The sequence below is a fragment of the Nodosilinea sp. P-1105 genome (assembly GCF_012911975.1).
Taxonomy (GTDB): Bacteria; Cyanobacteriota; Cyanobacteriia; order Phormidesmidales; family Phormidesmidaceae; genus Nodosilinea.
The window spans coordinates 16738-30968 of the sequence record NZ_SMDQ01000065.1 but is presented as its reverse complement, the minus strand read 5'-3'; the positions used below and the strand labels follow the sequence as shown (position 1 = coordinate 30968).

19 protein-coding genes are annotated in these 14231 nt (G+C 53.3%); 9 read left to right on the top strand and 10 right to left on the bottom strand.

Annotated features, from left to right (window positions below; genetic code table 11):
- Positions 1–302 precede the first annotated feature (302 nt).
- The 5 genes from E1H13_RS21145 to E1H13_RS28345 are packed head-to-tail and all read right to left on the bottom strand — an operon-like array spanning position 303 to position 5081.
- Complete coding sequence (locus E1H13_RS21145; protein ID WP_169616384.1) at positions 303–491, bottom strand: hypothetical protein; 189 nt, start codon at positions 489–491, stop codon at positions 303–305.
- Positions 492–510: 19 nt separating this feature from the next.
- A complete protein-coding gene (locus E1H13_RS21140) occupies positions 511–900 on the bottom strand; it encodes a hypothetical protein (protein WP_169616382.1) in 390 nt (129 codons plus the stop codon).
- A 7-nt stretch (positions 901–907) separates the two neighbouring features.
- On the bottom strand, positions 908–1339 hold the full coding sequence (locus E1H13_RS21135; protein ID WP_169616380.1) for a PIN domain-containing protein: 432 nt from the start codon (positions 1337–1339) through the stop codon (positions 908–910).
- Complete coding sequence (locus E1H13_RS21130; protein ID WP_169616378.1) at positions 1329–1595, bottom strand: hypothetical protein; 267 nt, start codon at positions 1593–1595, stop codon at positions 1329–1331. Before E1H13_RS21130 ends, E1H13_RS21135 begins: the two co-directional genes overlap by 11 nt.
- A 54-nt stretch (positions 1596–1649) precedes the next feature.
- On the bottom strand, positions 1650–5081 hold the full coding sequence (locus E1H13_RS28345) for a HEAT repeat domain-containing protein (RefSeq protein ID WP_169616376.1): 3432 nt from the start codon (positions 5079–5081) through the stop codon (positions 1650–1652).
- Positions 5082–5226: 145 nt separating this feature from the next.
- Here E1H13_RS28345 and E1H13_RS21120 point away from each other — a divergent pair, with 145 nt between their 5' ends.
- The gene (locus E1H13_RS21120) at positions 5227–6225 is read left to right on the top strand and encodes a glycosyltransferase (RefSeq protein WP_169616374.1); all 999 of its coding nucleotides are present in this window, start codon (positions 5227–5229) and stop codon (positions 6223–6225) included.
- Between the two features lie 81 nt (positions 6226–6306).
- Complete coding sequence (psb29, locus tag E1H13_RS21115) at positions 6307–7095, top strand: photosystem II biogenesis protein Psp29 (protein ID WP_169616372.1); 789 nt, start codon at positions 6307–6309, stop codon at positions 7093–7095.
- Between the two features lie 155 nt (positions 7096–7250).
- On the opposite strand, the gene E1H13_RS21110 is transcribed toward psb29, so the two are convergent.
- From E1H13_RS21110 to E1H13_RS21100, 3 genes are read right to left on the bottom strand one after another with little or no spacing between them, the layout of a single operon-like run.
- Complete coding sequence (locus E1H13_RS21110; RefSeq protein WP_169616370.1) at positions 7251–7790, bottom strand: NAD(P)H-quinone oxidoreductase subunit J; 540 nt, start codon at positions 7788–7790, stop codon at positions 7251–7253.
- Positions 7791–8480 carry an NADH-quinone oxidoreductase subunit NuoB gene (nuoB, locus tag E1H13_RS21105; RefSeq protein ID WP_169616390.1) on the bottom strand — a complete coding sequence of 230 codons (690 nt, stop codon included), beginning with the start codon at positions 8478–8480 and terminating at the stop codon, positions 7791–7793. It lies immediately after the preceding gene.
- A gap of 41 nt (positions 8481–8521) precedes the next feature.
- Positions 8522–8842, bottom strand: coding sequence for an NAD(P)H-quinone oxidoreductase subunit 3 (locus E1H13_RS21100; RefSeq protein WP_206070789.1), 321 nt, complete (start codon positions 8840–8842; stop codon positions 8522–8524).
- A 604-nt stretch (positions 8843–9446) separates the two neighbouring features.
- Between E1H13_RS21100 and E1H13_RS27435 the strand changes: the two genes are divergently transcribed.
- The 6 genes from E1H13_RS27435 to E1H13_RS21070 all read left to right on the top strand — a co-directional run bounded on the left by E1H13_RS27435 (position 9447) and on the right by E1H13_RS21070 (position 11731).
- Positions 9447–9752, top strand: coding sequence for a rubredoxin (locus E1H13_RS27435; protein WP_240966767.1), 306 nt, complete (start codon positions 9447–9449; stop codon positions 9750–9752).
- A 121-nt stretch (positions 9753–9873) separates the two neighbouring features.
- Positions 9874–10878 carry a photosynthesis system II assembly factor Ycf48 gene (locus E1H13_RS21090; protein WP_169616364.1) on the top strand — a complete coding sequence of 335 codons (1005 nt, stop codon included), beginning with the start codon at positions 9874–9876 and terminating at the stop codon, positions 10876–10878.
- Between the two features lie 95 nt (positions 10879–10973).
- A complete protein-coding gene (psbE, locus tag E1H13_RS21085; RefSeq protein ID WP_169616362.1) occupies positions 10974–11222 on the top strand; it encodes a cytochrome b559 subunit alpha in 249 nt (82 codons plus the stop codon).
- A 36-nt stretch (positions 11223–11258) separates the two neighbouring features.
- Positions 11259–11393, top strand: a complete 135-nt coding sequence (gene psbF, locus E1H13_RS21080) for a cytochrome b559 subunit beta (protein ID WP_169616360.1) — start codon at positions 11259–11261, stop codon at positions 11391–11393.
- A 6-nt stretch (positions 11394–11399) separates the two neighbouring features.
- Positions 11400–11522, top strand: a complete 123-nt coding sequence (locus E1H13_RS21075; protein ID WP_169616388.1) for a photosystem II reaction center protein L — start codon at positions 11400–11402, stop codon at positions 11520–11522.
- A gap of 89 nt (positions 11523–11611) precedes the next feature.
- Positions 11612–11731, top strand: coding sequence for a photosystem II reaction center protein J (locus E1H13_RS21070; RefSeq protein WP_169616358.1), 120 nt, complete (start codon positions 11612–11614; stop codon positions 11729–11731).
- Positions 11732–11882: 151 nt separating this feature from the next.
- On the opposite strand, the gene E1H13_RS21065 is transcribed toward E1H13_RS21070, so the two are convergent.
- The gene (locus tag E1H13_RS21065) at positions 11883–12572 is read right to left on the bottom strand and encodes an N-acetylmannosamine-6-phosphate 2-epimerase (RefSeq protein ID WP_169616356.1); all 690 of its coding nucleotides are present in this window, start codon (positions 12570–12572) and stop codon (positions 11883–11885) included.
- Positions 12573–12578: 6 nt separating this feature from the next.
- On the opposite strand from E1H13_RS21065, the gene E1H13_RS21060 reads away from it, so the two are divergent.
- The gene (locus E1H13_RS21060) at positions 12579–13070 is read left to right on the top strand and encodes a DUF2165 domain-containing protein (protein ID WP_169616354.1); all 492 of its coding nucleotides are present in this window, start codon (positions 12579–12581) and stop codon (positions 13068–13070) included.
- A 248-nt stretch (positions 13071–13318) separates the two neighbouring features.
- Here E1H13_RS21060 and E1H13_RS21055 read toward each other — a convergent pair whose 3' ends face one another.
- A complete protein-coding gene (locus tag E1H13_RS21055) occupies positions 13319–14167 on the bottom strand; it encodes a prephenate/arogenate dehydrogenase (RefSeq protein WP_169616352.1) in 849 nt (282 codons plus the stop codon).
- Positions 14168–14231: the final 64 nt, after the last annotated feature.

Genomic DNA, 14231 nt, shown 5'->3' with positions numbered 1-14231 from the left:
TGGCTCATGACGGAGTTGGCAGAACAACGCATTCCGCCCCGAGCGGGGCGCAGTAATCCACGGGTCGTGAAAAAGCCTCGGGCAAAATTCCCCGCCCGAAAACCCTCCCATCGGGGGAGGGGAACGGTTCGACCCCAACTTAATTTCTCGATCCTAATACCAACCTGAACCTTATCCGAACAGTATTGGATGTTGTCGGGTAAATCTAGCGTAATTTGCATGGTTTTGAGTTCGCTTGGTTTTAATGATGGTTACTACACATCTTCGCTGACGCCTTCGAGAAATGCGATCGCCCCTTTGCCCTAGATTTCATCCATTTTGCCAGAGTTGTCTTTCTCTCTTCTCATCTCCATCGCCACCTGTCGAATGGCTTCAGCAATTTCGCGAAAGGCTTGGTCTGGGTTTGGCCAGGTGGTGACGGGCCGGTGATTTTTGGGCAGCACATCGAGTTTGCTAAAGGGGGCACCCTGCCAGTCTACGGGGCGCAGCAAGATGGGGATGACGAGTGCGTCAGTTGTCAGAGAGTTGCTTGCGATCGCGCTCATAGATTTCATACAGTCGCCTGCTAACTTCAATAGGGATGCCCGCTACGGGCACCAAGACTTTGGTCGCCTCAATGCCGCCAGCAAAGAGAAGGCTGAAAATATCTCGCCAGCGCTGCCAATTTTGTGGATTTTGGCGGGGCATCGCCTCGAAGCCCTCAATTAGGCGTTGGAAGAGCTGCGCGTCGGTGTCGTTGGGATACGTTTGGCGGAGCTTGCTCACTACGGTTTGGAGCTGTTGCTCAGCAGCAGTTTGTGTGGGGTCGGGTGCGTAAACGATCATGTCGCCCTCGACATTGCCGGACACACCGGTCACTGGCGCGTTGAAGTTTTGTTGGACTTTGGGTTGATCGGCCATGGTGGTCTCAGGGGGTGGATGCATTAAGTAAACGAATGAAACCTGCTTGCTCAAAGTGATGATCATTAGTGAGGGCTTGTTGAGTATTGTGTTGTTGCATGATGATAAAGGAACTGCAATCGACAAGTGACCAGGGTTTATCGGGGCGATTTTGGCACAGTTCCCAGGCGGCTTGATCTATGAATGGATCAATATGAATAATTTGGATATAGGGACGACTCTTAATAGAGTTGATGGTAGAAAAGATACGACTTCTGGGCAGGCGTAATGGGCTATGTAGCAGGGCAACGAGTTCGGCAATGATGTAATTTGTGGTAATAATGCGGTGGTTTTCGGTACGGGCATGACTCAGAGCCTGCAGGGCTTGAGGATAGTGGGGCTGATCTTGGATAAAAAAACTAGCCCATCCAGAAGTATCAACAAAGAGGCTAGTCGTCATTGCCGTTCATTTCCTCGTAGAGGGCTTGGCCAAGGTAGTAGTCATGGTTTTCGGCGAGATCAGGAATATTGGAGGTGATGGATCCGGCCAGTTGAAAGAGGGGATCGTCGGATAGGTCGGGTGTAGAAGGAGGCAGAAATTGCTGGGCGAGGGCGGCGAGGATGAGTTGTTCGGGGGTAGTTTGGTTCCGGACAGCAGTTTGCGCTAGGGCTTGCTCAAGGGCATCGGGTAGGGTGATGGTGAGGGTTCTGGTCATGGCTGTCGTTTGGGTAAGGGATGTTGACTAGTGTATCGGCTATGGATTGGGGGGCTAGGGCGAATCCATTTTGCTGGAGTTGTCTTTCTCTCTTCTCATCTCCATCGCCACCTGTCGAATGCCTTCAGCAATCTCCTGAAAGGCTTTGTCTGGGTTTGGCCAGGTGGTGACGGGCTCGTGGTTTTTGGGCAGCACATCGAGCTGGCTAAAGGGGGCACCCTGCCAGTCTACGGGACGCAGCAAAATGGGAATGACGCGAGCCTCGCCGGCCTGGTGCCGCTCGATCGCCCGCTGGATTTCGAGGTGGTAGCAGGTGTCGTCGGCGATCGCATCGGGGCTGATCAGCAGCAGAATGATGTCGGCGGTATTGAGCTGCTGGTGGATGGTTTGAGTGCGATCTTCGCCAGGAAGAATTTGGTGGCTGCTCCAGCTAGTGATGACGCCCTGGTGTTCGAGCAGGGTGAGGTGTTTGGCGAGTTGGGTTTGCAGGGGTGCGTCGGCGGGGGCGTAGGAGAAGTAGAGAGAAACAGTTTTACCTTGGGGGATAACATTCTCAGCAACTTCATAGTTGTAGAACTTGCAATTAGCCTGGATTACAGTCATTAACTTTTGAATATCTCCGCGCCTATCCATCCTTAGGGAATCTGATAATTTAGAAAGATATTGCACAAGCAAAGCAGGATCTTGACTAATTTTCCCTAGAGATTGAGCTGAGGCAGAGCTAACATCGGGCGATTCGTCATTCAAAAGCTCTATCAAGCTAGGAACTGCTTCACTACTTTTTGTTTCCCCCAATGCTTGCGCTGCAAAACATCTGACAGAGTAATCAGAATCTTTAAGGAGATCCAAGAAAACAGAATCTCCAATTCTATCAGGAAACCTTGCTAACTCATAGGTCGCTTTCGCTCGCACATCTTCACAAATGTCATGACATAAATCAAGTAAAACTTGATCACCAATTTTCAGGACGGATTCAAACTTTCTGAAATTCTGTCCTATTTGCTTTTGATTTCTCATAGATGAGTAAATCTTACCAATGAATCTTACAAGGGATTCACGCACGCGCCAATCATTATCTTTAGCCAATTTATCAATAAGTGAAAATATTGATCGCAAAAGAGATAGAGCCAATTCTAAAATTTCATTGTCTTCGCTAGTGGCTGCCAGTTCAAATTTTGATGTTAATTCTTTCCCAAGTTCCTTCAATGCATATTCACGAGCTCTCCAGTCAGGATGATCTAATAAAATACTCCGAAATCTTTTGTTGCTTACAAGATCGATTAACTCACTAATATCATGCGACTGAATATTTCTTTTTTCTTTTTCAAGATCTACAGACACTCTGAAATCATCTTCTTGGATCAGTGATTTAGAGGAATTGGCGAGAACCGAGGACATTATAGAAAGTAGATCCAAATGTCTTTTGATGACACTACTCTGATTGATTGAAGACTGATATTTCTTTTCAATTTCATGATCTTCTAGAAGGGGTAGAATGATGTCGATAATTTTTTCCTGAGAATAGCCTTCGAGTTTATTTGCTAGCTCGATTAAATTCGAAACCAAAAACTCGGGTGAAATTTTTCTTAGCCATAAATACGCCTCGCGTATTACGTCGTTGTCTGTATCCTCAAATCCTCGCAACAAGTAGAGAGTTGCTTTATCTGTCCCAATTTTGCCAAGAGCCTTGATCGCATTGAGCCTTATAAACCAGTCGGAGTCTAAGAAGATTTCAGATAAATTCTCAACAGCATGATCTGACCGGACTCTTGCCAGAAGCTTACACTGCAACCATGCTGGCTCACTTGAGCAAGTAATAAGTTTGACAGTTGATTCCTGAAATTGTGTCGATACTTCACCGGCTAATCTCGCTCCCAGCATTAAGTCAACATCATCTATCGCCAACTTAACCACACGCAAAGTCTGAGCTTCCTCATCGACCAGCGCCAGCATTAGGGCGATGGGTTCGGTCCATTTCAGCAGGTTCAGATAGTTGCTCTTCAGTTGGTTATCGCTTAGCGTTGGCAGCAGGCGCAGCAGGTATTCAGCAGCGTAGTATTCCTGGAAAAGCTGGTGGCGAAATTCGAGTTGGTCAGTGGTGCTATTTTGCAGCAGGTGATATTTGAGTAAGTCGTCTAAAATGTCGCGGGCGGGGAATTTCTCCTTGGCAAAGAGTTTGCCGAGTTCGCGTTCGGCTTCAGTGCGGTGGATGGCCACGCGAAAATCGACTGGGGTTTTGCCCTGCATCATCAGGGCCGCCAGGGCTTTGAGGGCGTCTTTCCACAGGCGGCGATCGCTCAAGGGCCGCACATCCCCCTTCAGCAGCGCCACCTCATGCTTGCGCACGCTGCTGTCTTCATACATCGTTGTAAACGCCCGAAACACCTCCGCCAGGTTGGTGGGCAATTGTCGCTGGGGCGACTGCTGAAATACCTCGCACAGCATCCACAGCAGCAGCGGCGTTTGGCCAAACTCCCGCAGGCGGTCATTCAACTGCCGCAGCATCGCCTCCGCCTGGTCGGGCACATAGGCGCGAATGAACGCCTTCATCTGCGCCTCGGTCAGCGGCTGCATCTCTAACTTTTTCTCAATCCCCAGGTCGCCCCCCAGGCCCAGGTCTCGCGTGGTGAAGATCATCGGCAGCTTGGGGTGGTTGCGCCGAAAGGCCGACAGTTGGGTTCTCGCCTCCTCCGAAGGCAGCTCGTTCAACCCGTCAACCAGCAGCAAAAACCGTCCCTGGCCCAGCAGCCTGGACAGGGTCGAGCCATCCAACGTCAGCCCGTGCCGTTGCAGAAATCCCTGAATCAGTCCCTCAATGGAACCCTGCCAATAGCGCAACTCCACCAAAACTGGAATCCGCTCCGGCTCCCCTCTCCCAACCTTGGGAGAGGCAGTGTCCTGAGCTTGTCGAAGGAGGCCGGGGGTGAGGGCCTCCGGGGACTCGGCTATAGACGAACTTGCCTCCTCCAGCAGCAGCCGAATCAACGCCGTAGATTTGCCCGACCCAGGGCGACCCACCAGCAGCACATGGTCATTGGCGTACTTGCGAATCCCCTCCAGCACCGGCAAGCGTTCAGTTTTCTCCTGTTTCTCCTGAAGGGGATTAGCGTCATCCTTCTCTTTGGTGACGGTCTGCACCGTCAGGCCAAAGTCAAACACGGAAGGTTGTTCGGGTGCAGGTGGTTTAACTTTGCCTTCGACATCGGTCAGCGTGTAGTGCTCCCACCACTTCTCGTAAGTAGCGATGAGCGATCGCAGGTACCCATCCAGCTCACATTCATTCAGTTCAGCCAGGTAACGGGCGATCGCCTCTAACCCCGGCCCAATCCTACTATCGGCCCACTCCAGTAGAGCGCTTACCTGGTCGCCAACTTTCGCAGCAGCCCCGGCCCGATTCATCCGGGGCATATCCACCGCGATCAGCAGCCGCTCGAAGGCGGCGGGCGGTAGGTTTGTCAGGTCAGTAAACAGCTGGGTGCGATCCACGGCGGCAGAAAAATCCTTATCGCTATGGTACTCCCAGAAAAATTAAGCTGTCTGCTTGAGTTGCCATCATCCACCCCCATAGGAGAGTATCCTGATGCCAGGCTAACAGCGGCGACTCAGCTCCTCCCTCAGCAACCGTTATCCCATGCGTCACCTTTATTTTCTAGTACCGGGTACCAGCCAGCGCTTTCACTGCGGCGGGCTGTTTGCCGAACTCAAAACCCTGAAGCTAGCCCAGCAGGTGTGCTCCGCCGAAGTGGTCACCTACGACCAGCGGGAGCCCGACAGCCTATTTCTAGACGACCTGCTCCAGCAGCCTCACCTACACAACTATATTTTTGTGATCAGCTGGGGCTTCCATATTCCCCGGTTGGTAAAACGCCTGCGGGGCTATCCCGTGGTCTACCACGCCCACAGCAGCGGCTATGGGTTCAACCTACCGGGGGATATCCCGATTATCACCGTCAGCCGCAACTCCATGGGCTACTGGGGCCAAAAGCGACCCACGGGGCTGCTCTTTTACTTACCAAACCAGATTTCGCCGGATTTCACCAACCGGCAGCAGCCCCGAGACATCGATGTGCTGGTGCAGGGGCGCAAGTCGTCGAGTTATTTACTGAATCAGCTGGTGCCAGCCCTGGAGCCCCACTGCCAGGTGGTGACCCTGGAGGGCTTTGTGGACGACCTGGCGGCCCTGTTCAATCGCAGCCGAATTTATCTGTACGACTCGGCGGAATACTGGGCGCTGAGCCGGGTGAGTGAGGGCTTTGGCCTGCCGCCGATGGAGGCGATGGCCTGTGGCTGCCAGGTCTTCACCAGTGTCAATGGAGCCCTGGCGGACTACCTGGACCCAGGGTTTAATTGCTACAAGATTGGGGTATATTCAGTGGCCTACGATCGCGATCGCATCCTCACCGCCCTGCGCACCGCTAACCCCCTGCGCATGACTCCCGCCGATCTAGCCCCTTACCGAGCCGAGGCCCTACTGCCCCGATTGCACACAATTCTCACCGAGATCAACGCCTTTTTCGACCATCGGGCCAAACACCCCGGCGACATTCCCGACCTCACCCAACCTCGCCTGGCCCGTCTTTGGCTACAGCGCACCACCGCCAAGATCCGCAAAAAACTGAGCAGACGATGATCCCAGGTTGGGTATTCCGCAGCTTGGCAAAGGCACGGTCACACGAGAGAATGGAGTCATTGTACTCTTTGACCTTAGGCTGTGAATAACGCACCTGTACGCACGGTATCCGACGCTAAACGGGACTTCTACACCCATCACACCCGTCCCATCAACTCCATTTACCGGCGTGTAGTGGATGAACTGCTGGTAGAAATGCACTTGCTGTCGGTCAATGCCGATTTTACCTACGACCCCATCTACGCCCTAGGGGTAGTGACCACTTACGATCGCTTTATGGAAGGCTACCAGCCCGAGAGCGATAAAGACTCCATTTTTAATGGCCTTTGCCGCGCTGTGGATAGCACGCCCGAGCAATATCGGGGGGATGCCGCTGCTATTCAATCGGCGATCGCTGACATCAGCTTTGAGGACTTCAAAGGCCAGTTTGACAACCTGTCAGAAGCGGCCCATGGTGATGGTCTGCGGGGTGCCCTGGGCACAGTTGCCGCCAAGCAACCCTTTAAATACAGTCGTCCCTTTGGCATTGGCCTGTATACCCTGGCCGAATCAGTGGCACCGGCAGAGGCCCTTTCCAGTAAAGAGTCGGTTGAGGCCTTATTCAAGGAACTGGGTGATAAGCTCAATATCTCCACGGACAAGCTGCTGAAGGATGTAGACCTATACCGCAGCAATCTAGAGAAGTTTGTCCAAGCCCAAGAGGTGATGAAAGACATGCTGGCCGCCGATCGCAAAAAGCGAGAAGAGCGCCAAAAAGCAACCCAGGCCAACACCGACGAGGCCAGTGAAGCGGCCAGCAAAGAAGAAGACAGTCAACCTGCTGTGGCGACCGGTGGCGACCAACCAGACCCCGAAGAAGCTCCTGAATAAGTCATAAAGCAAGTGCCCCGACTATGTCGGGGCACTTGCTTTGTAAGCACTTTAGGAGATTTCTGAGAAAGACAATCCCGCTTGTTGTCAGCGATCATAGCTTTCGTAGGGTGGGCATTGCCCACCACTCGGGAGAAAGTTTCCTAGAGGTCACTTTAGTAAGCGTCTTGCAACTCGTAGAAGTCCGGGGAAATATAGTCCTTCCGCAAGGGCCAGCCCACCCAGTCTTCTGGCATCAGTAGCCGCTTCAGGTTCGGGTGCCCTTCGTAGACGATACCGTACATGTCATAGCTTTCCCGCTCCTGCCAGTCCGCAGCCTTCCAAATCCAGTAGACCGACGGTACTCGGGGGTCTTCCCGAGGTAGAAAAACTTTGACCCGTACTTCTTCAGGGCGATCGCTATCATCCCCGACCTTGATCAAATGGTAAAAACTTACCAGCTCTTTGCCAGGGCCGTTATCATAGGCCCCCTGGCACTGCAGGTAGTTAAACCCATAGGCATACAGGGCCGTAGAAATGGGAATCAAAAACTGCGGATCAACCTTAATCACTTCTACTCCCAGATGGTCTGGGGGCACCAAGTCGTGATCAAACCCATTTTCTGTCAGCCATGTCGATACCGCTCCGGCTTCGACAATTGCGCCTTCAGATTCAGCCTCCGCTTCTGGAGATACGTTCTTTTCGTCTTCAGCCATCTAGTTTGTTTCCTCGTGGGCTGTTTTTTCTGCCAAAGCTGATGGGACTGGCATCCCCATCGATTCCATCAGCTCTTTAGGAGGCGAGCTGTGAGTACCCATTTGCAAATACTTGCCAGTCAAAATGGGGGGCACTGGCTTCAACTTGTGGGCTCGTTGATAGAAGCGATGGGTCTGCATCGTGTAAGCCCGATCCTGCATGGATTCGGTCGCTACTTTCTTGCGTAGTTTAATAATCGCATCAATAATCGCCTCAGGCCGGGGCGGACAGCCTGGAATATATACATCCACCGGAATCAGCTTATCCACCCCGCGCACAGCTGAGGGAGAATCCATACTGAACATGCCACCGGTAATGGTGCAGGCTCCCATGGCAATCACGTACTTCGGATCGGCCATTTGCTCATACAGGCGCACCAGGGCCGGGGCCATCTTCATCGTGACCGTGCCTGCCGTAATAATTAGATCCGCCTGGCGGGGACTGGCTCGAGGCAACAGACCAAACCGGTCAAAGTCAAACCGCGAACCAATTAGTGCCGCAAATTCGATGAAGCAACAGGCGGTGCCATAGAGCATCGGGAACAGGCTCGACAGCCGACACCAGTTGTACAAATCATCCACAGTGGTCAGAATTACATTTTCTGACAGATCGTGGGTCACAGATGGAGGAGCGGCTGGACTTTGCAACATCTCGCCGGGGGCAAGTATTGAGTTCTTATCAGCGGCAGCTTTCATGACCATTCAAGGGCTCCCTTGCGCCAGGCATATACTAAACCAACGACCAAAATCGCAATAAAAATTAAGGCCTCTATAAAGGCTAACAACCCTAGCTGGTTGAATGCCACCGCCCAGGGATACAAAAATACCGTTTCCACGTCAAAGATGACGAAGACCAGAGCAAACATGTAGTACCGAATATTGAATTGGATCCAGGCACCACCGACAGGCTCCATGCCAGATTCATAGGTGGTTCTACGACCGGGCCCCCGACTCACCGGGCGCAACAGCTTAGACGCCGTCAGGGCCGCCACGGGCACCAGGCAAGAAATCATCAAAAATACTAAAAAGTACTCGTAGCCGGATAAGACAAACACGAGTTCACCGCTGCAACGACAACTTTACATTGACCGGGCCAGGGTGCAGCCCCAGCCTACGCCAACTCATTCTAGGGCAGATTCACGGGAAAATCAGAGGGAATGAATTAGAGAGCCCAATCGTTTTGATTAGTCTACCCCATGCTCTTTAGGCAAGAAACCAAGCCATGACACAACTATGTCATAATTGTTTACAACAAACATTTTAGTCGGCGACAGCGGCTTCCCCTGCCATGGGGTGCTAAGGCACAAACAGATTTGGCAGGTTTATCCAGTTGTGGTCGGCTTTCACCCTGCTCTAGTGCGCCCGTTACCTTTGATTGACGAGCAGCGCAGGAGCTGGTGACGTTAGCGATGCCCGCAAACCAAGGTGATTGACCCCATGAGTGCTGAATCTGAATCGTCAGCCGATTTTCCCCAGTCTGCCGATGCTAAGGCTGTAGAGCCTGATGCTGTAGAGTCTAGTGCTACCGACCCTGCGGCGGCTGGGCCTGCGAGCACTGAGGCGACCGCTGAGACTGCTGAGGCGATCGCCGAACCGGAGGTGCTGTCCCCCGAAGAGATGGACTGCTACGAGTGTCGTGCTTGTGGTTATGTCTATGAACCCGCTAAGGGGGATAATCGGTCTAGGGTGACCGCTGGCACGGCGTTTGAGGAACTACCCTTAAACTGGCGCTGTCCGGTGTGCAGCGCGCCCAAGAAGCAGTTCAGTAACATTGGCCCGATTGGTTCTCCCTCCGGGTTTAAGGAAAACCTGGACTATGGGTTAGGGGTGAATCGATTAACCCCGGCCCAAAAAAATATCCTGATTTTTGGGACATTGGCCCTGGGGTTCTTGTTCTTTCTCAGCCTTTACGGGCTGAGGTAGGCTGCGGCAGGGATCGATTTCGGGGCCAGCCCCGGTGTTTAATGATCCTAGTGATCACACCGACGTGATCACATCGACATCATTATTTCTGAAGTTAGTCAACGTTGTACTGGGTTAGCTTATGCACGCTGCGCTGGATTGGTTGAAACGAGGCCTGATTGCCCTGGTCATTGTGGTGATGGCATCGGGCTGTTCAAAATACTTTCTAGAGGACGCCAGCGTGCATCCCTGGCAGGTGATTCAGGTGCCTACCGAATCCACCCTGTCTGACATTGCCTTTACCCAGGATGCCAGCCACGGCTGGATCGTAGGCAGTCGCAACACATTGCTGGAAACCTTCGATGGTGGGACTACCTGGCAAACCCGGGCGTTGACCTTAGATGATCAACCCTACACATTTACGTCCATAGACTTCGCGGGTAATGAGGGTTGGGTGACTGGGATTCCCTCAATTCTGTTGCACACCCCGGATGGGGGCACAACCTGGGAGAAGGTTCCCCTCAGTAACGAATTGCCAGGTACCCCTTTTCTGGTCACGGCTTTGGGACCTGAGGCCGCTGAGATGGCGACCGACATTGGGGCGATCTACGCCACTGAGGATGCTGGCCGCCACTGGAAAGCGTTGGTGCAGGGGGCGGTTGGGGTTGTCCGGAATATGACCCGGTCTGAGGATGGTCGCTATGTGGCTGTGTCCTCGCGTGGTAATTTCTATTCCACCTGGGCCCCAGGGCAGGATGAGTGGATTCCCCACAATCGGCAGAACTCTCGGCGTTTGCAGAATATGGGCTTTGATGCCGATGGCAAGCTGTGGACCATTGCTCGGGGGGGAGAGGTGCGGTTTTCCAATTCCCGGGGCTCCGATGACTTCACAGAGGCGATTAACCCTGAGTTTGGGACGAGCTGGGGCCTACTGGATATGGCCTTCCGCACCCCTGAGGAGATTTGGGTCACTGGGGGCGGCGGCAATTTGCTGTGTAGCTTTGACGGGGGCCAAACCTGGTATAAAGATAAGGCCGTTAATGATGTGCCCTCCAATTTCTACCGGATTAAGTTTGTGCAGCCTGACAAAGGCTTTGTCTTGGGGCAGCGGGGCACCATTTTGAAGTATCAACCAGAGATGGCCTAGGAAAACTTAGACCATTTAGGGAGAATAGCTTGTTACGGTTAACGGCGTTCTCTATGATGAAGTTAGATTCTTTGTGTTAGAGAGGAGACGTTGATATGGCAGGGACTACTGGTGAGCGCCCCTTCGGCGATATCGTAACCAGCATCCGTTACTGGATTATTCACAGCATCACTATCCCCATGTTGTTTATTGCGGGATGGCTGTTTGTTAGTACAGGGTTGGCCTACGATGCCTTTGGCACCCCTCGGCCCAATGAATACTACCCTGACAATCAGATGCAGTTGCCGATTGTAGACGATCGCTTCGATGCGAAAAGTCAAATTGATACATTCTCAGCCCGATAAGATTACTTGTTTTCAATTGCAATTTGATTAGGTGCTATGCAAAGCAATTCCCCCAACGACCAAATTACTTATCCTATTTTCACGGTTCGCTGGCTAGCCGTTCATACCCTAGCCGTACCAAGTGTGTTTTTCCTGGGCGCGATCGCGGCCATGCAGTTTATTCAACGGTAAGAAAACATTATGGATCGTTCACCCAATCCCAATAAGCAGCCAGTAGAGCTAAATCGGACATCGCTGTATTTAGGTTTACTGCTGGTGTTTGTGCTGGGCCTGCTGTTTTCTAGCTACTTCTTTAACTAAAGCTAGAGCTGGCAAACGACGTATGGGGCCTGGGCCCTGCACTGTGTTGAGTTAATTCGTTACTAACCCAAGAGTAGGAGATGTAAATCATGCTTCAGAGTGGGCGGATTCCGCTGTGGATTGTGGCAACTGTGGCTGGTACCGGCATTTTGGTCGTGGTCGGCTTATTTTTCTATGGGGCCTATGCTGGGGTTGGCTCCTCCATGTAGTCGAGGTAGTCGAGCCTGATTATCGATAATCAACTCTAAGGGATGCAGTCACACTGCATCCCTTTGTTTTTATTTGACCCACCCCGTTCTTTTCTGCGAAATACTTCCCGAACCAGCCCCCTTCGTACTGATACTTTAGGGGGCTGATACTTTAGGGGGCTGATACCACCGCTTGGACATAGGTTTTGACCAGGGTATCGATGCCGGTGATGGCCGTGCCCACCACCACCGCATAGGCCCCTAAATCAAGGGCCTGGCGAGCCGCCTGGGGAGAGGCGATGCCCCCTTCGCAAATGACGGGGACAGGGCAGTGGCGCACCATGGCTTGTAGCAGATCCATACTGGGGGGTAGGTGGCCCTGGGTGGCTTGGGTGTAGCCAAATAAGGTGGTGCCTACACAGTCGGCCCCTGCGGCCACCGCTCGCTGGGCGTTATCCAGGGTGTCGACATCGGCCATAACAGGCTTACCCAGGCGATCGCGAATGGCGACAATCAAATCGGCCAAGGTTTCGTCCCCCGGTCGGGGCCGCTGGGTGGCATCGACCGCAATTATATCGGCCCCTGCCTTGGCCACCGCCTTCGCGTGGTGCAATTGCGGGGTAATGTAGACCGGCGATGGGGGCAGCACCTGCTTCCACAGGCCAATTATCGGCTGGGAGATTCGGGCTCGCACGGCGGCAATGTGGTCGGGGGTATCGATCCGCACCCCCACCGCCCCCTGATTGACCGCTGCTGCCGCCATCGCCGCGATCGCAACGGGGTCATGCAACGGTGAGGTGGCCGGGGCCTGACACGATACAATAAGTCCGCCTTTAAGGCGCGCTAAGCAACTGACTACCATCTATCTATGGCCATCCGCCTATCTAAAATTCTGTTGGTCGGGTCCATTGGGCTTCTAGCCCTGGTGATCGTGCTCAATAATCTCACAGATTATGATGCCAATTTTCGCTACATCTACCATGTGCTGACCATGGATACGGTGTTTCCCGATAACCAACTCACCTGGCGAGCGATTCAGGATCCACAGCTGCAAAGGATCATCTATGGTTTGATTATCGCCACTGAAGCGGCGATCGCCGGTCTGTGTTTAGCTGGTGCTGTGCGCCTGGGGCAGGTAATGGGCGACTCGGGGACGGCCTTTAACCAGGCCAAGGCCACCGCCATTTATGGTTTGACCCTGGCTTTTTTATTTTGGTTTGTCGGGTTCATGGTGATTGGTGGCGAGTGGTTTGCCATGTGGCAGTCCGCCGATTGGAACGGTCAGCAGCCTGCCTTTCGCTTCATTGGCTGCGTTGGGATTGTGCTGCTGTACTTGGCCATGGCTGACCAGGATACCTAGCACCATTGCTAACTCCATTGAATAACCCCCGGCACCGGAGTGCCAGGGGCGGTTTCTGTATAGAGGGCTCTGTATAAAACAGAGGTTTCTGTATAGAGGGCTCTGTATAAGGTGTGTGAGGAAGCAGTTGCTGATTCCTAGGTTGCCCTAGATGCCAGTGTGCCGCTGGCCTCACCCTAGTATCTTCACCACAAGTTAGTGGAATTACGGATAGTACCAACATTTTGTGCCCCCGTGATGTAAGTCACTTACAAGGGATCGACATATTGGGGCCGAGTCTGTTGGGCCTGGCTGAGGTACCGTTCCAGGATGTCCCAATCCCCCTGCTGAATCACCGTTTCTAGGGCGGTGAGCTGCTGTTTGTAGGCAGCTAACCCCTTGAGTACCGCCGTCCGATTGTGACGAGCCATCAGGGTACCCAGCTCTGGCACCCCACCGCCCACGCGACTGGTGTCACGAAATCCTGAGCTGGCTAAGGATTGGGCCAGAGTGGCGATCGCCGGATTAGACTCCTGCTGACAGGCTAGCAGCAAACTGGCACTGACCATCACTGGTAAATGGGAAATCCAAGCGACAGCCTGATCGTGGTCTTCGGGGGAGCATTGGTGCAGATCCGCCCCTAAGTCATGGACCAGGGTGATTAGGGTGATCAGGACATCCTCAGGGGTGGTGGCCGTCGGCGTCAGCACGTAGGGCCGTCGCTGAAATAGTCCTGCTTCCGCCACCGCTAACCCCGCTTCCGCTTTACCCGCCATGGGATGTCCGCCGATAAAGCGGGGCCAAACCGCTGCGATCGCGGGCACAATCTCCCCTTTCACCGAGGCTACATCGGTAATGATGGCCTGGGGTTTCAGATGAGGTACGATGGCCGTCGCCGTCTGCACCACCACGTTAATCGGGGTGCAGAGCATTACCAGGTCAGCCGCCGCCACCAGGGCCAAATCGGTCCCTGCCTGGTGCACAGCCCCCAATGCCAAGGCCTGCTGAGCGGTTTCTGGACGCCGAGCAACGCCAATCACGGTATAGCCCCGCTGCACCAGATCAAAGCCCAGGGAGCCGCCAATCAGTCCTAACCCAACAATGGCAACCTGTGTCATGGCCTCCTGTACCCCTGTGGTTAGCGTGCGGTAATCAGCATATCGCAGCCCCTGCCCCCTGCCT